Annotated in this window: 19 protein-coding genes; 5 read left to right on the top strand and 14 right to left on the bottom strand. The window is 59.5% G+C overall.

Annotation, left to right across the window (positions count from 1 at the left end):
- Nucleotides 1–41: 41 nt before the first annotated feature.
- A complete protein-coding gene (locus tag M5B97_RS24785; RefSeq protein ID WP_248732957.1) occupies nt 42–986 on the top strand; it encodes an alpha/beta hydrolase in 945 nt (314 codons plus the stop codon).
- Nucleotides 987–1,054: 68 nt separating this feature from the next.
- Nucleotides 1,055–1,525 carry a MaoC family dehydratase gene (locus M5B97_RS24780; protein WP_123715656.1) on the top strand — a complete coding sequence of 157 codons (471 nt, stop codon included), beginning with the start codon at nt 1,055–1,057 and terminating at the stop codon, nt 1,523–1,525.
- A 145-nt stretch (nt 1,526–1,670) separates the two neighbouring features.
- On the opposite strand, the gene M5B97_RS24775 is transcribed toward M5B97_RS24780, so the two are convergent.
- On the bottom strand, nt 1,671–2,138 hold the full coding sequence (locus M5B97_RS24775; protein ID WP_248732956.1) for a PA2169 family four-helix-bundle protein: 468 nt from the start codon (nt 2,136–2,138) through the stop codon (nt 1,671–1,673).
- A gap of 217 nt (nt 2,139–2,355) precedes the next feature.
- Between M5B97_RS24775 and M5B97_RS24770 the strand changes: the two genes are divergently transcribed.
- Both M5B97_RS24770 and M5B97_RS24765 read left to right on the top strand, forming a co-directional pair.
- Nucleotides 2,356–2,592 (top strand): DUF3820 family protein, encoded by a 237-nt coding sequence (locus M5B97_RS24770; protein ID WP_017139191.1) that lies wholly within the window; start codon nt 2,356–2,358, stop codon nt 2,590–2,592.
- A gap of 10 nt (nt 2,593–2,602) precedes the next feature.
- On the top strand, nt 2,603–3,778 hold the full coding sequence (locus tag M5B97_RS24765; protein WP_248732955.1) for an aminotransferase class V-fold PLP-dependent enzyme: 1,176 nt from the start codon (nt 2,603–2,605) through the stop codon (nt 3,776–3,778).
- 93 nt (nt 3,779–3,871) lie between these two features.
- On the opposite strand, the gene M5B97_RS24760 is transcribed toward M5B97_RS24765, so the two are convergent.
- Genes M5B97_RS24760 through zwf form a run of 3 tightly spaced genes read right to left on the bottom strand, consistent with a single transcriptional unit; the run spans nt 3,872 to nt 6,721 of the window.
- Nucleotides 3,872–4,537, bottom strand: a complete 666-nt coding sequence (locus tag M5B97_RS24760) for a bifunctional 4-hydroxy-2-oxoglutarate aldolase/2-dehydro-3-deoxy-phosphogluconate aldolase (RefSeq protein ID WP_248732954.1) — start codon at nt 4,535–4,537, stop codon at nt 3,872–3,874.
- A 17-nt stretch (nt 4,538–4,554) separates the two neighbouring features.
- Entirely contained in the window at nt 4,555–5,268 is a 714-nt protein-coding gene (gene pgl, locus M5B97_RS24755; RefSeq protein WP_248732953.1) for a 6-phosphogluconolactonase, read from the bottom strand.
- The gene (zwf, locus tag M5B97_RS24750; RefSeq protein ID WP_248732952.1) at nt 5,255–6,721 is read right to left on the bottom strand and encodes a glucose-6-phosphate dehydrogenase; all 1,467 of its coding nucleotides are present in this window, start codon (nt 6,719–6,721) and stop codon (nt 5,255–5,257) included. Before zwf ends, pgl begins: the two co-directional genes overlap by 14 nt.
- 219 nt (nt 6,722–6,940) lie before the next feature.
- Between zwf and M5B97_RS24745 the strand changes: the two genes are divergently transcribed.
- Complete coding sequence (locus tag M5B97_RS24745) at nt 6,941–7,801, top strand: MurR/RpiR family transcriptional regulator (RefSeq protein ID WP_174554056.1); 861 nt, start codon at nt 6,941–6,943, stop codon at nt 7,799–7,801.
- 123 nt (nt 7,802–7,924) lie between these two features.
- Here the strand turns inward: M5B97_RS24745 and M5B97_RS24740 are convergent, their stop codons facing one another.
- From M5B97_RS24740 to M5B97_RS24695, 10 genes are all read right to left on the bottom strand, one after another.
- Nucleotides 7,925–8,770, bottom strand: a complete 846-nt coding sequence (locus M5B97_RS24740) for a D-hexose-6-phosphate mutarotase (protein WP_248732951.1) — start codon at nt 8,768–8,770, stop codon at nt 7,925–7,927.
- 103 nt (nt 8,771–8,873) lie between these two features.
- Nucleotides 8,874–10,220 carry a carbohydrate porin gene (locus tag M5B97_RS24735; RefSeq protein WP_123715662.1) on the bottom strand — a complete coding sequence of 449 codons (1,347 nt, stop codon included), beginning with the start codon at nt 10,218–10,220 and terminating at the stop codon, nt 8,874–8,876.
- Between the two features lie 84 nt (nt 10,221–10,304).
- The gene (gene ugpC, locus M5B97_RS24730) at nt 10,305–11,465 is read right to left on the bottom strand and encodes a sn-glycerol-3-phosphate ABC transporter ATP-binding protein UgpC (protein WP_123715663.1); all 1,161 of its coding nucleotides are present in this window, start codon (nt 11,463–11,465) and stop codon (nt 10,305–10,307) included.
- A gap of 2 nt (nt 11,466–11,467) precedes the next feature.
- Nucleotides 11,468–12,313 carry a carbohydrate ABC transporter permease gene (locus M5B97_RS24725; protein ID WP_134660084.1) on the bottom strand — a complete coding sequence of 282 codons (846 nt, stop codon included), beginning with the start codon at nt 12,311–12,313 and terminating at the stop codon, nt 11,468–11,470.
- Complete coding sequence (locus tag M5B97_RS24720) at nt 12,306–13,214, bottom strand: sugar ABC transporter permease (RefSeq protein WP_123715665.1); 909 nt, start codon at nt 13,212–13,214, stop codon at nt 12,306–12,308. Before M5B97_RS24720 ends, M5B97_RS24725 begins: the two co-directional genes overlap by 8 nt.
- 100 nt (nt 13,215–13,314) lie before the next feature.
- On the bottom strand, nt 13,315–14,601 hold the full coding sequence (locus M5B97_RS24715) for an ABC transporter substrate-binding protein (RefSeq protein WP_123715666.1): 1,287 nt from the start codon (nt 14,599–14,601) through the stop codon (nt 13,315–13,317).
- A gap of 104 nt (nt 14,602–14,705) precedes the next feature.
- The gene (locus M5B97_RS24710) at nt 14,706–15,965 is read right to left on the bottom strand and encodes an AGE family epimerase/isomerase (RefSeq protein ID WP_248732950.1); all 1,260 of its coding nucleotides are present in this window, start codon (nt 15,963–15,965) and stop codon (nt 14,706–14,708) included.
- Between the two features lie 113 nt (nt 15,966–16,078).
- Nucleotides 16,079–16,906 carry an ATPase gene (locus M5B97_RS24705; RefSeq protein ID WP_123715668.1) on the bottom strand — a complete coding sequence of 276 codons (828 nt, stop codon included), beginning with the start codon at nt 16,904–16,906 and terminating at the stop codon, nt 16,079–16,081.
- A 127-nt stretch (nt 16,907–17,033) separates the two neighbouring features.
- Nucleotides 17,034–18,032, bottom strand: coding sequence for an NAD-dependent epimerase/dehydratase family protein (locus tag M5B97_RS24700; RefSeq protein ID WP_123715669.1), 999 nt, complete (start codon nt 18,030–18,032; stop codon nt 17,034–17,036).
- A gap of 96 nt (nt 18,033–18,128) precedes the next feature.
- Nucleotides 18,129–19,025, bottom strand: a complete 897-nt coding sequence (locus M5B97_RS24695) for a LysR family transcriptional regulator ArgP (protein ID WP_134660087.1) — start codon at nt 19,023–19,025, stop codon at nt 18,129–18,131.
- Between the last annotated feature and the right edge of the window lie 11 nt (nt 19,026–19,036).

Below are 19,036 nucleotides of genomic sequence, written 5' to 3'. Positions count from 1 at the left end.
ATGAGCTATACATTGCATCGATCCCGAGCAAAGGAAGCGCCATGAACCACAGCACCTTCTGGCTGACCGCGAATGACCACAGCCGCCTGTACGTCAATCAATGGCTGCCGGACGGCCCCGCCAAGGCCATAATCATGCTGTCCCATGGCATGGCCGAGCACAGTGGTCGCTACGCACGCCTGGCCCAAGCCTTGTGCGCAGCCGGTTACGGTTTGTATGCGCCTGACCAGCGTGGCCATGGCCGTACGGCCGATGAAGGCACCTTGGGGTTGTACGCCGAGCACGACGGCTGGAACAAAGTCGTCGGTGATCTCGCCAGTCTCAATCAGCATATCGCCCATCAACAGCCGGGGCTGCCGATCATTTTGCTGGGCCACAGCATGGGCAGCTACATCGCCCAGGCGTACCTGCTGCACCACAGTGCCAGCCTGGATGGGGCCATCCTCAGCGGATCGAATTTCCAGCCGGTGGCCTTGTACCGTGCCGCAGCGGTGATTGCGCGCATCGAGCGGGCGCGCCAGGGTTTGCGAGGGCGCAGTGCACTGATCGAGTTTTTATCGTTCGGTTCATTCAACAAGGCATTCAAGCCCAACCGCACCGCATTTGACTGGCTCAGCCGGGACCCGGATGAAGTCGATAAGTACATCAACGACCCGCTGTGTGGTTTCCGTTGCACCAACCAGCTGTGGGTCGACCTGCTGGGCGGCTTGCAGCAAATCAGCAAAGCGTCCAATCTCGCCCAGATCGACCCGGGCCTGCCGATTCTGGTGATGGGCGGCGAATGTGATCCGGTGAGTGAAGGCAAGCGTCTCAAAAGCCTGGCCCATGCGCTGCGCGAGGCCGGCTGCCAGCACCTGCAATTGAATATCTACCCGCAGGCGCGTCATGAAGTGTTCAATGAAACCAACCGTAATGAAGTCACCGCGGATGTGCTCACGTGGCTCGACCAGGCCCTGACGTTATGCCGACCGACTCGCTGCGAGTAACCTTTTGATAATAAGTTGTTTAAAATCAATTTGTTAAATTACCGATTAGCCACAGGATGCACCTTTAGATGACCCAGGTTACCAACACCCCGTACGAAGCCCTCGAAGTCGGCCAGACCGCCAGCTACAGCAAGACCGTCGAAGAGCGCGATATCCAGTTGTTCGCCGCGATGTCCGGCGACCACAACCCGGTACACCTGGATGCCGAGTACGCCAAAGCCACCATGTTCAAGGAGCGCATCGCCCACGGCATGTTCAGCGGCGCCCTGATCAGCGCGGCGGTAGCCTGCGAGCTGCCTGGACCGGGCACCATCTATATCGGCCAGCAGATGAGTTTCCAGAAACCGGTGAAAATCGGCGACACCCTGACCGTTCGCCTGGAAATCCTTGAGAAACTGCCGAAATTCCGTGTACGCATCGCCACGCGCGTCTTCAACCAGAACGATGAGTTGGTAGTGGATGGCGAGGCGGAAATCCTTGCACCCCGCAAGCAGCAGGTGGTGACGCTGACCGAACTGCCGCCGATCAGCATCGGCTGACACACGTAAGTCGCCGTCTGTAGGAGCGAGCTTGCTCGCGCCTACAAGGTTTTGCCCTAATAGCAAAGGGTCAGTCACCCGATAAAGTGACTGACCCTCTGTTATTGGGAGCAAGCCCCCTTCTACCGCTATTGCAAGGCAGAACTTACGACTTAGCGCGAGCCTGGTTACGCAAGGCTTTTACCTGGTCGTGGTTGCGTTGTGCGCCGTGGAACTGACGCTCAACCAGATCACGGATACCCAGCAGGTTGTGCTTGTTGATCTTCTCGATCGCTTCCCGGTAAGCCTTCAGTGCGTGATCTTCACCGCGCTCGGCTTCGTTCAGTACCGCCTCTTCATCCTTACCGGTGAGCATCGATTTGACGTCGACCCAACCACGGTGCAGTGCACCGGCAACGCTGCCGGAATCTTCCGGATCACCGCCCAGGGCACGCACGGCAGTTTTCAGTTCGGCAGCGGCCGTGGCGCAGTCAGCGGAGCGCTTCGCGAACAGCGCCTTGAGTTCTGGATGCTTGATATCTTCAGCGCACTCTTTAAAGCCTTTCTGACCGTCGATGCTGGTTTCGATCAGGTCATTGAGTACAGAGATCGATTCTTTATTGATGTCAGTCATTTTTCAATTCCTTGGGCAGGTTTAAAGAAGCTTGTTTAAGCTTGCTTAAGTAATTGCATCGCCCGTGCCAGGTTTTTGAAAAATGTTTTTCTTTTAAATTTCAATAAGTTACGAATTATTGAACCATCTGTATCTAGGTTGTTTGCATGATCTGTCATTTTGCCTTCGTGCAAAATACCTGTATTTTCCAAGCTCTCGACTTGATTACCTGAAGCCCATGAACCCGGAAAAACTCGAACTGCTGATCACCCGTGAAATGCCCTTCGGCAAATACAAGGGACGCATCATCGCCGACCTGCCGGGCCCCTACTTGAACTGGTTCGCACGTGAGGGTTTTCCCCACGGCGAGCTGGGCGGCTTACTGGCATTGATGCAGGAAATCGACCACAACGGTCTGTCCGAATTGCTCGAGCCGCTGCGCGTGAAACACGGTAAACCCGCCCCTCGTCATTAAGAGCCTAGCCATGCCACATACTGCGCACGACGAACACCATTGGCAGACCATCGCCCAGCGCTATGAGCTGGAACCCGGCCCGATCAATCTGGAAAACGGCTACTTCGGGCGCATGAGCCGTGCGGTATGCGCGCACTATCTGGAGCACGTCGCCTTTATCAACCGCAGTAACTCGTTGCATGTGCGCCAGCAGTTCGAACAAGGCGAAAATGTCGAGATACGCCGCCAACTGGCCGGGCTGATCGATGCAGAGCCCGACTCGATTGCCTTCACTCGCAATGCAACAGAAGCCTTGCAGTCGCTGATCCGCAACTACAATCGCCTGCAACCGGGCGATCAGGTGCTGATCAGCGACCTGGAGTACGACACGGTCAAGGGAGCCATGCGTTGGTTGGCAGGTTATCGTGGCGTGGAAGTGATCGAAGTGTCCCATGCACACCCGGCCAGTTTCGACAGCCTGGTGCAGACGTATCAACAAGCGTTTACTCAGTACCCTCGCCTCAAGCTGATGGCCCTGACCCATGTCACCCACCGTACCGGCCTGGTGATGCCTGTCCAGGCCATTGCCATGGCCGCACGCGAACAGGGCATCGATGTGATCCTCGATGGCGCCCACGCCTTGGGCCAGATCGAGTTCAACCTCGCGCAACTGGGCATCCAGTTTGCCGGCTTCAACCTGCATAAATGGATCGGCGCCCCGCTGACCCTGGGCTTTCTGTACATCGCCCCGGAACGCCTGGCCGATATCGACCCGGACATGGGCGAATTCCACTACCCCGCCACCGACGTGCGCGCGCGTACGTCCTACAGCACGCCGAACTTTCCGGCCTTGATGACCTTGCCGCTGGTGCTGCAAGAGCATCGTGCAGCAGGAGGTTCGGCGGCCAAAGGTGCACGGGTCAATTACCTGCGTAACCGGTGGGTAAGCCAGGCGCGAACCTTGCCGGGAATAGAAGTGCTGACGCCGGACGATCCGCGCCTGTATTGCGGGATCACGGCATTCAAGTTCATCGGGCGGGATCAGCAGGTGATGGCGGACCGCTTGCTCAAGGACTACGGCCTGTTCACGACGACCCGTGCAGGGGCGGCATTTGGCAGCTGTATTCGCGTGACGCCGGGGTTGGCGACCTCAGCGGCGGACATCGATGTGCTGGTCAACGCGATTACCGAGCTGAGTGTCGACTAGGCATTTTTCTACAGGCAAAAAAAAGCGGTACACCGACCAAGTGCACCGCAAAAATGCCGTTAAGCACAGCAACAACGATTCAGTAAAAGCAGATCAATCCAGCAGCGCCAGCGCTTGCGCGGTAACTTCCTGGATGCGGGCCCAGTCGCCGTTCTTGACCCACTCCGGGTCCAGCATCCAGCTACCGCCCACGCACATCACGTTTTTCAACGCCATGTAGTTTTTGATGTTGGCCGGGCCTACACCGCCGGTCGGGCAGAATTTCACTTCGCTGAACGGGCCGCCGAGGGCCTTGATGGCGGCAACGCCACCGCTGACTTCGGCCGGGAACAGCTTGAAGCGGCGATACCCCAGGCCATAACCTTCCATGATGCCGGAAGCGTTGCTGATGCCTGGCAGCAGCGGGATCGGGCTGTGCACCGAGGCTTCCAGCAGGTCGCGGGTAATGCCTGGAGTGACGATAAATTGCGAGCCGGCCACTTCAGCCGCTTCGAGCATATGGCGGTCGAGTACGGTGCCGGCACCGGTGCACAGTTCAGGGCGTTGCTCGCGCAATACCTGAATGGCCTTGAGGCCGAACTCGGAACGCAGGGTCACTTCCAATGCGGTCAGACCACCGGCGGCCAGGGCATCGGCCAGCGGCAGGATGTCCTGTTCGCGGGCGATGGTGATCACCGGCAGAATCCGCGCCTTGGCGCAGAGGCTGTCGATCAGGGCAACTTTATCCGCCATGGATACGGTCGGTTGAGGGCTGTTCATAGCGGCTGATCCTTGGCTCATGGGCACCAGTAAATCTCTAGAGTAGGTTGCAAAAACGCGCGAATCGGCATGGCAGCAACGTCATCACTGGCCAGCGCGGCGCTCAAGGTGGTCAATTTCGAACTGCCGGCAATCGACAGTACGGTGTAGTTCGCCGTGCTCAGCAACGCGCGACTCATGGTCAGGCGTTGATGCGGCACAGTCGGCGCCAACATCGGCCAGCAACGGCGGGTACCGTTGGGTTGCAGGGCATCGCTGAGGTTCGGGCTGTTGGGAAACAGCGAGGCGGTGTGGCCGTCATCCCCCATGCCCAGCACCAGCACATCAATGGCTGGCAATTCGCCCAGCAGGCGATCGGCCTGCAAGGCTGCGTCTTCAAGATTGGCTGCGGGACTGTACAAGCTCAGGAACCTGGCTTTGGCCGCCGGACCTTGCAGCAAGTGCTGCTTCAACAGGCCGGCGTTGCTGTCGGCATGTTCCACCGGCACCCAGCGCTCATCGGCCAGAGTGATAGTAACCTTTGACCAGTCCAGGCCCTGCTTGGCCAGGCTCTGGAAGAAGGCCACCGGGCTGCGGCCGCCGGACACGACCAGGGTCGCGTCACCACGGGCGCTGATAGCCGCGCGCAGCTGTTCGGCCACGTCATTGGCCAGACCGTCCGCCAGCAAGGCGGCGGTACGGTACTCATGGGCTGTCACGCCCTGAGGCAGTTTCAGTTCAGATATCGCCATACCACGACCTCCCATCCCGCGTGATCAGTGCAATCGAGCTCATCGGCCCCCAGGACCCCGCCGCATACGGCTTGGGCGCGTCACCGGATTTCTTCCACCCGGCGATCAACTGGTCACACCACTTCCACGCGGCTTCGATTTCATCTTTACGGACAAACAGGTTCTGATTGCCGTGCATCACTTCCAGCAACAACCGCTCGTAGGCATCGGGAATCCGTGCACTGCGGTAGGTGTCGGAAAAATTCAATTGCAGCGGACCGCTGCGCAGCTGCATGCCCTTGTCCAGGCCCTGTTCCTTGGTCATCACGCGCAAGGAAATACCCTCGTCCGGCTGCAGGCGGATGATCAGTTTGTTGCTGATCTGCAAGCGCTGCTCGGGGGCGAAGATGTAGTGCGACGGTTCCTTGAAGTGGATGACGATCTGCGACAGCTTTTGCGGCATGCGCTTGCCGGTACGCAGGTAGAACGGCACCCCGGCCCAGCGCCAGTTACGGATATCGGCACGCAGGGCGACGAACGTCTCAGTATCGCTCTGGGTGTTGGAATTCTCTTCTTCCAGGTAACCCGGCACAGGCTTGCCGGCGCTGTAGCCGGCGATGTACTGGCCACGTACCACCTGAGTAGTCAGGCCGTCCGGGCTGATCGGTGCCAGGGCCTTGAGCACCTTGACCTTCTCGTCTCGAATGCTGTCGGCGGACAGGTCGGCCGGTGGGTCCATGGCGATCAGGCAAAGCAGTTGCAGCAGGTGATTCTGGATCATGTCCCGCAGTTGGCCGGCCTTGTCGAAGTAACCCCAGCGGCCTTCGATACCGACCTGCTCGGCCACGGTGATTTCCACATGGGAAATGTAGTTCTGGTTCCACTGCGTTTCGAACAGGCTGTTGGCGAACCGCAGTGCGATCAGGTTCTGGACGGTTTCCTTGCCCAGGTAGTGGTCGATGCGATACGTGCGGTTTTCCGGGAAAAACTGCGCCACGGCGTCGTTGACCTTGCGCGACGACTCCAGGTCGGAGCCGATCGGCTTTTCCAATACCACGCGGGTGTTTTCAGCCAGGCCGACTTTGGCCAGGTTTTCGCAGATCGCGCCATACACCGCAGCCGGGGTGGCGAAGTAGGCGATCAGACGTTGCTCGCCACCGACTTTTTCAGCCAGCGCGACGTAGTCGTCAGCCTTCATGAAATCGACATGCACATAGACCAGACGGGCCAGGAAGCGCTGGGCCACGGCCTCATCCATTTCCTTGCCGACGTAGTTGCGCAGTTCTTTTTCGATGTGGGCCAAGTGCTGTTGCTCGGTGCCGGCTTCACGGGCCAGTGCCATGATGCGGGTGTCGTCGTGCAAGAGCCCGGCGCCATCGAGATGATAGAGGGCAGGAAATAACTTGCGCAGCGCCAGATCACCCAAGGCGCCAAACAGGGCAAAGGTGCAGGGTTCCACGGTTATCGAAGGCATGATGTTTGTTCTTTTATCAAGTTAAGCTACAAATACCTTTTTTCAAGGCATCACTCAAGGAAAAATGTAGTAATAACCACAACATTTTCCCAAAATACGCATTGCGAGTGGTGGTGTTCAGCTACCCTCAGTAGGATAGGCCACCTCGAAGGGCCGCTCGTCGATTGGTTGCCGCCCTTAATTTGCATCGTCGCCCGAAGGAAAGACTGAATGGACCGCGTGCGAAATCTTCTGGAACAGATCCAGAACCGCCTCGAAGAATTGAACAAGGCCGAGCGCAAAGTCGCTGAAGTCATCCTGCTCAACCCGCAGCAGGCCACACGCTTCTCGATCGCCGCTCTCGCCCAGGCCGCCTCGGTCAGTGAGCCGACGGTCAACCGTTTCTGCCGTTCGTTCGGTGTCAGCGGTTACCCTGAACTGAAATTGCAGTTGGCGCAAAGCCTGGCCAGCGGCGCGGCCTATGTCAGCCGCGCAGTGGAAGCCGATGATAACCCCGAAGCGTATACCCAGAAGATCTTCGGCAGCGCCATTGCCTCCCTGGACAGCGCCTGCCAAGCGCTGGACCCGGCCCTGATCAGCAAGGCCGTAGACTTGCTGATCCAGGCACGGCAGATCCACTTCTTCGGCCTGGGTGCCTCGGCCCCGGTGGCCATGGATGCGCTGCACAAGTTTTTCCGCTTCAACCTGGCGGTGACCGCCCACGCCGACGTGCTGATGCAGCGCATGATCGCCTCGGTGGCCCATACCGGCGAGCTGTTCGTGATCATTTCCTACACCGGGCGTACCCGCGAGTTGGTGGAAGTGGCGCGTATCGCACGCAGCAATGGTGCCTCGGTGCTGGGCGTGACTGCCGAGAACTCACCGCTGGCCAAAGCCAGCACGGTGAGCCTGAACATTCCGCTGCCGGAAGACACCGACATCTACATGCCGATGACCTCGCGGATCATCCAGCTGACGGTACTGGACGTGCTGGCGACCGGCATGACCTTGCGCAGAGGCGTGGATTTCCAGCCACATTTGCGCAAGATCAAAGAGAGCTTGAATGACAGCCGGTATCCGGTCGGGGATGAGTTCAACTAAGCCAGGATTTGTACTGGCCTGATCGGGAGCAAGCCCCCCTCCTGCACTTGACCGAGCTCCAATATGGGAAAGCAGTCGAATGCAGGAAGGGGCTTGCTCCCTGTGGCGCCATCAGCCACACCGTCAAACCCCGGCTCGCGCCTGCAGACTCAGATGCGCCCTCTCCCCCGGTGCCAGACTGGCCCCGGCCATCGCCGACTCCACGCATACAAACCCCGACGCCTCGTTGAAGCTCACGCCCAACAACGGCCGGCTGCCCGGGTGCCACACCACGGTATCCGCGCTGTCACCGGTGTCGATGCACAATTCGCGCTGCCAGGCATGATCCTTGAGGTGCAATTCGCCCTCATGCTGGAATACCCGCTGGCAGCCACCGTCCACTCGTAACTCGCCTTCCTGCTGGCAGACCTGGCGACTGAGCTGGTCATAACCCTGCGCTCCGTCGAGCCCAGACAGCGCTATCTCATCAACGTGACCAATACGCCAGTAAGCGTGCAAAGCATGGCTCAATTGGCAAGGAAGTTCGTCCTGATGCTCGGTGCTCAGGCGCAACTCCAGGGTTTCACCCAAGTGCGCATGCAGGTCGACCTGCCAGTCGCACAGCCGTAATTGCCAGTGCAGACGCACGCCATCGTCGTCGGTGTTGCTGTCGAGCAGCTTCCAGTCGATCAGCCGCGCCCAGCCATGGGACGGCCACGCGTTCTCACTCGGGTGACGACCATACCAAGGCCAGCACACCGGCACGCCACCACGGATGGCTCCGACCTGCAGCCACTTGGCCGCACACCACAACCAGGGCTTCTGGCCACGCGGCTGGAAATGCAGCAATTGCGCGCCCTGGCGACTGAACACCGCCTGGCACAGCGGATGGTCAATCACCAACACGTCGCGCATCTGAAAGCGCTCCCAGGCGAACACCGGACGCTCGCGCAGGGATTTGAAAAAGCGTTGCAGCGGATGCTCATGCATGTGCCACGGTCCTGAATATCATCACAGTGCAGCCCAAAAAAAAGCGGATAGCCATGGCTATCCGCAAAATGCGCACAGAGAGAAGGAGCTTATCGCAACAGCGTTAGAACGTAGACTGAATTTTCAGGCCCGCTACCAACGCGTTGTCGACTTGGTCAACGCCACCTGGGTTCTTGATGTATTGCAGGTTAGGACGCACGGTCAGCCAGTTGGTGACGTGGAAACCGTAGTTGAGCTCAAGGTTGTACTCGGTGTTACGCAGAGGCGCGTAACCCGCTTGGCTGTAGTCGGTGAAACCGCCAGCCTCATTCAGCAACTCAGCGTTTTTCTTCACGTCACTGTTGGCGTGGATACGGGAAATACCGATACCGACGTCATCTTTGGCACGTGCGTCAAATGGCCCTTTGTAGACCAGCATCAGCGACTGGTAGTTGTCGACCAGGTTGGTGTCTTTATCGTGGAAGGTGGCGTTGGCGGCAATGTTCAGGCCGCGCGAAGCATCACCGTTATGGGTGGTGAGCTGCTGTTGGGCAACGAACCAATAACCGGTTTTGCTGCTGCGCACACGGTAGCCTGCGCGCGTGGTGGCCGCATCGTTACCATTGACGTCTTCACGTACATCGCTGGCATCCGCGGCGCTCTTGTAGTAACCCACACGGTATTCGCCCGGCAGGTTATTGACCTTCGGCGACCAGACCAATTCCACCGGAATCACGGTGCCCTTGGTGCCGCTGCCGCTGAGTTTGAAGCCGTTGCCGTGCTCCAGCTGCGACGGGTTCTGGTTGTATGCACCGATTTGCGCAAACAGCTCAGGCGTGATGTTGTACTTCACGCGGATAGCGGCCTGCGCCACCGGCCAGTTGTACCAGGTGTTGACGTAGTTACCCACTTGCGAGCCGCAGAACGACAGGTTCTGGAAGTCGCACGGGAAGGTGTTGAAGTCTTCGCCTTCGCCGAAGTAACCGAGTTTGACGTCCAGCTTGTTGTCGAACATCTGGTGCTGGATCCAGAACTGGGTCAGACGCACCATGTGGCCACGGCCGTAGACTTCCATGGACGAACTCAGCGTGCCGGCACGCGGGTCGCCAATACGGTCGTTGGAGATATTCTGGCCATTACGGTTGGTCAACTGGATCTTGGCCTGGGTGTTGTCCCAGCCCCACAGTTTTTGCAGGTCCAGTGCCACGCCAAGACCGAACTGGTCAGAGTAGCGACCGGTCTTGTCATCGTTATAACCGCCGTGGGCGTTGTAGCCCATCTCCCCGACGTAGTCAGCCTTGATATCGATACCTTGCTCGATCAGCTTGGTCCGCTCGCCGCCCCAATCGCCGGTCATCCACTTGGAATCGGCGCTGAACGCATCGGCCGCCATCGCATTGGCGGACAATACCAGAGCGGCTGCTGCTGACAGTTGGCAGATCAGCCGAGTGTTGTTGTGTTGCTTTTTCATCCCTACATCCTCGTCTTTATTGTTATTAAACTGTTTTTATCTAACGCGGGTTACATTTTTTATCTAAAACAACAAGTTATAGACTCAACGACCTTTGAATTGGGCCACGTTGCCGGTATGCCCGTGTGCAGGCGATGCGGCGGCAGTGCCCAGACGCTCACCGGAGTTGGCGTCGAACAGCAGGACCTTGGCCGGATCGAATTGCAGGGTCAGGGTCTCACCGACCTGGGGTGCCACATCGGGCGCCAGGCGGCAGCAGACTTTGGTGTCGTTGAGTTGCACAAACACCAAGGTGTCCGGGCCGGTCGGTTCGGTGACCTGGACTTCGGCACGAATGCTCGACGCACTGTCGCCCTCGCCATTCGCCAACATGATCTGCTCCGGGCGCAAACCCAGGATCACGTCACGGTCTTCAAGGCCGGCGTCCGACACATTGAGCGCCAATTCGCAACGGGCCTGGCCGCTGTCGAGCAGCGCCACCAGGCGTCCGTCCTTGCGCTGCAACCGCAGCGGCACGAAGTTCATCGGCGGCGAACCGATGAAGCTCGCCACGAATTGGTTGGCCGGGTCGTTGTAGATCTCTTTCGGCGTACCGAACTGCTGAATGATGCCGTCCTTCATCACCGCCACTTTGTCGCCCAGGGTCATCGCTTCGATCTGGTCGTGGGTCACGTAGACCGTGGTGGTTTTCAGACGCTGGTGCATCAGTTTCATTTCAGTGCGCATCTCGACCCGCAGCTTGGCGTCGAGGTTGGACAGCGGTTCGTCGAACAGGTAGATCTTCGGTCGACGCGCCAGTGCACGGCCCATGGCCACGCGCTGTTGCTGACCGCCGGAGAGCTGGCCCGGCTTGCGGTTGAGCAGATGTTCGATCTGCAACAGCTTGGCCACGCGCGCCACTTCGGCGTCGATATCGGCCTGGGGCATCTTGCGGATCTTGAGACCGAACTCGATGTTCTCGCGCACGCTCATGGTCGGGTACAGCGCGTAGGACTGGAACACCATGGCGATGTCACGGTCCTTGGGGCTCATGCCGCTGACGTCCTGATCGCCGATCATGATCGCGCCGCCGGTGATGGTCTCAAGCCCGGCGATGCAGTTCATCAGCGTGGATTTACCGCAACCCGAGGGGCCGACCAGGATCAGGAATTCGCCTTCCTTGATCGACAGCTCGATGTTCTTCAAGGTGTCGGGCAAGCCGGCGCCATAGGTCTTGTTTACATTGCGAAGTTCAAGCGTAGCCATGATTACCCCTTGACCGCGCCAGCCGTGAGGCCGCGCACGAAATACTTGCCTGCGATCACATAGACCAGCAGGGTCGGCAGCCCGGCGATCATCGCCGCCGCCATATCCACGTTATATTCCTTGGCCCCGGTGCTGGTGTTGACCAGGTTGTTCAGCGCCACCGTGATGGGCTGGGAGTCGCCGCTGGAGAACACAACGCCGAACAGGAAGTCGTTCCAGATCTGCGTGAACTGCCAGATCAGGCAGACCATGATGATCGGCGTCGACATCGGCAGAATGATCTGACGGAAGATGGTGAAGAAACCTGCACCGTCCAGCCGTGCGGCCTTGATCAGCGCGTCAGGAATGCTCACGTAGTAGTTACGGAAAAACAGTGTAGTAAACGCCAGCCCGTAGACCACGTGCACAAACACCAGGCCGGTGGTAGTGCTGGCCAGGCCCATCTTGCCGAGGGTGAACGACGCGGGCAGCAGCACGGTCTGGAACGGCAGGAAGCAGCCAAACAGCAGCAGGCCGAAGAACAACTGCGAGCCACGGAAGCGCCAGAACGACAGTACATAACCGTTCAATGCCCCAATGGCGGTGGAAATCAGCACGGCCGGAACGGTGATCTTGATCGAGTTCCAGAAGTAGCCCTCCACGGTGGCCCAGGCTTTCACCCAACCGATGCCGGAAACCACGGTCGGCCAGCTCAGCAAGTTGCCGGTGCTGATGTCTTCCGGGGTCTTGAAGCTGGTGAGCAGCATGACCACCAGCGGCACCAGGTAAAGCAGCACAGCGAGGATCAGCACCGCATAGATCGCGATGCGGCTCAGGCTGATGGCAGGTTTGGCAGCAAGACTAGTCATGACGCTTGGTCCTCAGCTCGGAATACAGGTAAGGCACGATGATCGCGAGAATCGCGCCGAGCATCAGGATCGCACTGGCCGAGCCCATACCCATCTGGCCACGGCTGAAGGTGAACGAGTACATGAACATGGCGGGCAGGTCGGACGAGTAGCCCGGGCCACCGGCGGTCATGGCTGCGACCAGGTCGAAGCTCTTGATCGCAATGTGCGCCAGGATCATCACCGCACTGAAGAACACCGGGCGCAGGCTGGGCAGCACCACGCTCCAGTAGATGCGCGGCAGGCTGGCGCCGTCGATCTGCGCGGCACGGATGATCGATTGATCAACCCCACGCAGGCCTGCCAGGAACATCGCCATGATGAAGCCGGAGGCTTGCCACACCGCGGCAATCACCAGGCAGTAAACGACGCGATCAGGGTCGATCAGCCAGTCGAGACGGAAGCCTTCCCAGCCCCAGTCACGCAGGAGTTTGTCCAGGCCCATGCCCGGGTTGAGCAGCCATTTCCAGGCCGTACCGGTGACGATCATCGACAGCGCCATCGGGTACAGGTAAATGGTGCGGATAAAGCCTTCACGACGGATCTTCTGGTCGAGGAAAATCGCCAGTGTCACGCCGATCACCAAGGTGATGCCAATAAACATCCCGCCGAAAACCGCCAGGTTCTTGCTCGCCACCCACCAGCGGTCGTTGTCGAACAACCGCGCGTATTGCGCAAGCCCCGCCCAGTTGTAGCTCGGCAGGAACGTGGACGTAGTGAACGACAGAACGAACGTCCATAGGATGTAGCCGTAGAAGCCCACCAGAACGATGAACATGCTGGGCGCCAGCACCAGTTTGGGAAGCCAGCGCTGCAATGCATCGAACGGCGAGGCCTTGCTGAACACAGCAACAGAACTCATGGGAAAATCCACTGAAAGAGTAAAGGCAGTTGCAAGCGCCAAGCGTCAAGACATACAACACACGACTTGCAGCTTGTAGCTTGCAACTTGCAGCTTATTTTTATTTAGCCGACTTGATCGCAGCGCCGAGTTTCTTGGCGGTGTCGGCCGGGTCGGCTTTCGGGTCGTTGATGTAGTTGGTCACGACATCGAAGAACGCACCTTGCACGGCCAGGGTAGTAGCCATGTTGTGCGCCATGCTTGGCTGCAGGCCGCCGGTCTGGGCGTCGGCAAGGAAGTCCTTGGCCGCGGTCTGAGCGCAGGAATCGAAGCCGAGCTTGTCCATTTCATGGAGCATGTCGTTACGAACCGGGATCGAACCTTTGTTGATGCTGAAGACTTTCTGGAAGTTTTCACCCAGCACGACTTTGGCGATGTCTTGCTGACCGGCCTGGGTACCCTTGTCTTTCACCTTGAACACCGCCAGGGAGTCAATGTTGTAGGTGAAGGCTTTATCGGTGCCCGGGAAGGCTACGCACTCGTAATCTTTGCCGGCGACTTTCTTGGCGGCGGTCCACTCGGACTTGGCCCAGTCACCCATGATCTGCATGCCGGCCTTGCCGTTGATGACCTTGCCCGCTTCGAGGTTCCAGTCCTGGCCTTTGCCATCGACGTCCATGTAGGTCGCGACTTTCTTCAGTTCAGTCAGCGCCTTGACCATTTCCGGGCCAGTGAGCGCGGCATTGTCCAGGTCAACCAGGGCTTTCTTGTAACCGTCAGCCCCCATTACCGACAGCACCACTGCTTCGAATACGGTGCTGTCCTGCCAAGGCTGGCCACCATGGGCCAGCGGAATGAAGCCCGCGGCCTTGAGCTTGTCGCCGGCTGCGTAGAATTCCTGGAGGGTGGTCGGATTCTTGGTGATACCGGCTTTCTTGAAGACTTCCGGGTTGATCCACAGCCAGTTCACGCGGTGGATGTTGACCGGCACGGCGACATAGTTGCCATCGTACTTCACGGTATCGGAGACTTTCTTGTCGAGCAGGGAGTCCCACTTCTCTTCTTTGGCGACGTCTTTGAGCACGTCGGTGTCGAGCAGGCCGGTGGATGCCCATTCCTGGATGTCCGGACCCTTGATCTGAGCAACGCCTGGTGGGTTACCGGCGACCGCACGGCTTTTCAGCACGGTCATGGCGGTGGCGCCACCGCCACCTGCGACGGCGCCGTCTTTCCAGGTGAAGCCGTCTTTCTCGACTTGGGCCTTCAGGACATCTACGGCCGCTTTTTCACCGCCGGAGGTCCACCAATGCACAACTTCAACCGTCCCTTTCGAGTCGGCGGCAAATGCACTGAGGGGAAACAACGAGGCAATGGAAATAGCGACGGCGAGGCGATTAATCGCGTTCATCTGAGTACCTTTTCTTGTTGTTATGCATGCAAGTCTAGAGCTTGCGCTGCACGGAGTTTAAACATGGATGTTCAGGGCGCAGGTAACAAAGGGACGCACAAATGTCACCACCTTGTGACATATAAGCCCCGACCTAAAGCACTGGTCATACTGGGTGACAAGGGCAGTACGGGTAGCACAACCGCCTGCCAGGCATGGTACAGGTCCGGTTTGCCGCCCCAGATGGTGCTGCTGGGCACGTTGTGGGCATCAAGTTCGTGGTGCCAGCTGCCGTTGGTCCTGTCGATAAAGTGGGTCTCGCAGAATTCCCAGAAGCGTCGGTACCACACCTCGTAATGCGGATCCGCGGTGCGTTTGAGCAGTGCCTGGGCAGCGGCACTGGCTTCGGCGTGGGTCCAATGCAGACGTTCGCGCACCACCGGACGGTGGTTCCAATCCAGGGTATAGACGATGCCGGGAGCGCCATCCACGGCCCAGGCACCCTCGCACGCGCTGGCGAACAGGCCTTGAGCATCGGTCACCAACCAGTCCGGCGTGACCAACCCCGCCTGCAGACGTGCGGCCTCCAGGTGCAGCAGCAGCCGCGCCCACTCAAAACCGTGACCTGGGGTGATGCCGTAAGGGCGAAAACCGTCGGCCGGGTTGTCTTCGTTGTAACCGAGCAGCGGTTGCCAGTGGATGTCGAAGTGCTCGATGACCATGAATCGGTTAGCCGCGGCATGGGTGTGTATAACCCGCTCGACGATACGCAGCGCACGGTCCAGCCAGCGTGGATCACCCGTCACATCGGCCAACGCCAGGAATGCCTCGGTGGCGTGCATGTTGCTGTTGGCACCGCGATAGGCCTCGACACCCGTCCAGTCCCGGGCAAAGGATTCGAGCAGTACGCCCTCTTCCTCGCTCCAGAAGAACTGGTCGATGATATGGATGGCGTCGTTCAGCAGGTTCTGTGCGCCAGGTGCGCCGGCCACCACCGCCGAGCTGGCGGCCAGGGCGACAAATGCATGCAGGTAAGCCGCTTTGCCATGGTTGCCATCGCGGGCATTGGGGGTGGCGAACCAGCCTGCGTGTTCACTGTCGCGCAGTGGTCCACTGAGCGACGCGACGCCGTGGGCGACCAGGTCGGCGTAACCCGGCAACCCCATGACATGGGCCATGGCAAAGCTGTGGGTCATTCGCGCGGTGTTCATGGTTTCGGCGTAGGCATTGGCCGGCAGTTGGCCCTTGTCATCAAGGTTGCCGAAGCCGTCAGGCAGCTGAGAGGCTTTGGCAAATGCCAGCAGTCGCTGGCCTTCGCTCGCAAGCCAGGCGTGATGGGCAGGTGCATTCAGCCAACTGCTGGCAGGCAGTGGTTGCGTGGTCATGGGTGGCCTTTGTTTTTTTTATGGGATGACCGAAGTCTAACCAAGGGCGGCAAAGGGGCATGTAACGAAGCCGATGGCAAATGTCACCAAGCGGTGACATTTGCCCGCAGCATTTACTGGCCGAGCGGCGTGGCGGCCGCTGGTGCATTGAGGCGTTGATTCAAGTTCTGCACCTGGCTCTGCAAGGTGGTGATGTTGCGCGTGGTCTGGATGCGGAACACGTCGAACTCTTTATTGGTCGGCGCGTCGCTGTTGGCGGGCTGATTTTCCTGCGCGCTCTTGAGTACCAGCAGGTCCTGTTCCAGACGGGCGATGGCGGCGCTCGGGTTGCCCTGCTTCTTCAAGGCGGCCACGTCGGTCGACAGTTCCTTGATCTCTCCCTGCGTCGCCTTGAGGCTGGCGACTGCGTCGGTCAAGGCCTGAACCTGGCCCTGCAACTTGGCATTGGCGCTGGCCAGCTCGGTGGTGTTGGTGGTCATCTGCGCAAGACGCTGGTCCAGTTCACTCGCCTGGCCGGCCACGCCGACTTGTTGCTTGCCCTGCTCCAGCAACTGGGTCTCCAGTTGCTTGATCTGCAACTTCAGCGCTTCGCTGCCGTTGTTCACATTGGCCTCGCTGGCCACGACCTTGCCGGAAATGTCCTGCAGGCGCCCCGCCGCTTCCTCGCTGATGCGCGCGAAACTCTCCTGGGTGGCGACCAACTGCTGACCCATCAGGGAAATCTGCTGGAAGCTCCACCAGGCAAGACCGGCAAAGGCGATCAGCAGTGCACCGACCAATGCCCACAATGGGCCGGTGCTGGCTCTTTTGACCGTCACCACCTTGGTATTGCGCGAGCGCACGGAGGTGGCGGGAGTCGGCGCGAAATCATCGTCATCCCCTTGATCAGCCCGCAGGCTGGGAACGTTGTCGAAATCATCGTCTTTAGCATCGTTACGCATGAATCTACCTTGAATCAATGAGATGGCTAGCTGGAAGGCCGAGCGCCGGGATTATAAACCGCGTTCCCCGCGCACTGGTCGACCCGGAACCACGAATTCGGTTCCCGATGTGTCACGGATCGTGGGGCTACTTCAGGCCGGGATCCTGGGCCTTCCACCAACCGCAGAACTCGTCGAGCGCGGTCCACAGGCTGACCTTGGGCTCGTAGTCGAGATAATGCCGCGCCTGACTGATGTCCAGGGTGAAATCTTTGTTCATTACCTGCATCCCCAGGCGTGACAACGCCGGCTCCGGGCGACCCGGCCACATGGCGCAAAAAGCCTCATTCAATGCTGCCACGCTGTAGGACAAGCCGTAGGACCGATAACGGGTAACCTGAGGCAGGCCCATCTGGCGCATCACGTAGTTCACCACATCCCACACCGGTACCGGCGTGCCGTTGCTGATGTTGTAGGCCCGACCCAAGGCCGACCCCGGCGCCAGCAAACTGCTGAGGAGGGCTTCGTTAAGGTTGTGCACGCTGGTGAAGTCGACCTTGTTCAGGCCGTCGCCGACAATGGCCAAGCGATTCTTGCGCTGCATCTTCAGCAAGCGCGGAAAGATGCTCATATCACCGGCACCGGTCACGAATCTTGGGCGCAGGGCCAGCACTTCCAAGCCGAATTCCTGGGCACCGAAGACTTTTTGCTCCGCCAGGTATTTGGTGGCGGCGTAGGGGTGCTTGAAACGCTTGGGCACCTGCTCTTCGGTCAACCCCAGGTGATCGCGCCCGTCAAAGTAGATCGACGGTGACGACAAGTGGACCAGCCGCCCGACCCGTTGCTTCAGGCAGGCTTCAACGACATTTTCGGTCACCAGCACATTGCCCTGATGAAAGTCCTGGTATTTGCCCCACAGCCCGACAGCGCCGGCGCAATGCACCACGGCTTCAACGTCACGGCACAGCTCGCGCACCAGGTCGGCATCATTCAAATCACCCTGGATAAACTCGGCACCGCGCCGTACGAGGTGCTCCACACCCTCGGCGCGTCGCCCGTTGACCCGCACGTCCAGGCCCTGCTCCAGGGCGAAACGCGCAAAACGCCCGCCAATGAAGCCGCTTGCGCCGGTGACCAGAATCTTCATGAAGCCTCCTACGGATGCAGCTGTCAGCGTCAAGCCTCAAGCTACAAGTTAAAAACGATCCGCAAGCTTTTCTTGCAGCTTGCAGCTTGACGCTTGTTACTGCTGATAGGGCACCAACCATTGGCCACACGCCTGAGCGAGATGGTTGGTCAACAGCCCCAACAGCTGACCGCCACTGCGCCAATGATGCCAGTACAACGGCACGTCGATGGGCTTATCTGGCAATAACTCGAGCAATACGCCCTTCTCCAACTGGTCGCGCACCTGCAATTCGGGCACCAGGCCCCAGCCCAGGCCAGCCTCTGTCAGCCGGATAAAGCCTTCGGACGAGGGGCACAGATGGTGCTCAAAACCCCCGTCCACCCCGAGGGACGCCAGGTAACGGTGTTGCAGGAAATCATCCGGACCGAACACCAAAGCCGGCGTGCGCGCCAGTTGCTCGGCGCGCACGCCCTCGGGAAAGTGCCTGGCAATAAAGGCCGGACTGGCCAGCGCCCGATAACGCATGGCGCCGAGCAACAGGCTGCGCGCGCCCGCCACTGGGCGCTCGCTGGCGCAGATACAAGCCGCCACTTCACCGGCACGCATGCGCTTGAGGCCCACGGTCTGGTCCTCCACAACCAAGTCCAGCAACACATGCTGTTCGGCGCAGAAATCGCTGACCGCCTGCGCCCACCAAGTGGCAAGGCTGTCGGCATTCAAAGCGATACGCAGCCGCTCGGGCATACCCTCCTCGTCCAGCGCGGGCACCTGGCTTTGCAAGTCACGCTCCAGCAACCGCACCTGTTGCACATGGTTGAGCAACCGCCGCCCGATGTCCGTGGGCGTCGGCGGCGTAACCCGCACCAGCACCGGTTGGCCGATGCGCGCCTCAAGCAACTTGATGCGCTGGGACATCGCCGACTGCGACAACCCCAATACCTGTGCACCGCGTTCGAAGCCAGCCTGTTCCACCACCGCCGCCAGGGCGGAAAGCAATTTATAGTCGAACATCAGTTTTCCTA

Source organism: Pseudomonas sp. MWU13-2517, assembly GCF_023242545.1.
In the GTDB taxonomy this organism is placed as follows: Bacteria; Pseudomonadota; Gammaproteobacteria; order Pseudomonadales; family Pseudomonadaceae; genus Aquipseudomonas.
The sequence above is the reverse complement of the archived record's forward strand: the minus strand, read 5'-3'. Positions and strand labels throughout refer to the sequence as shown.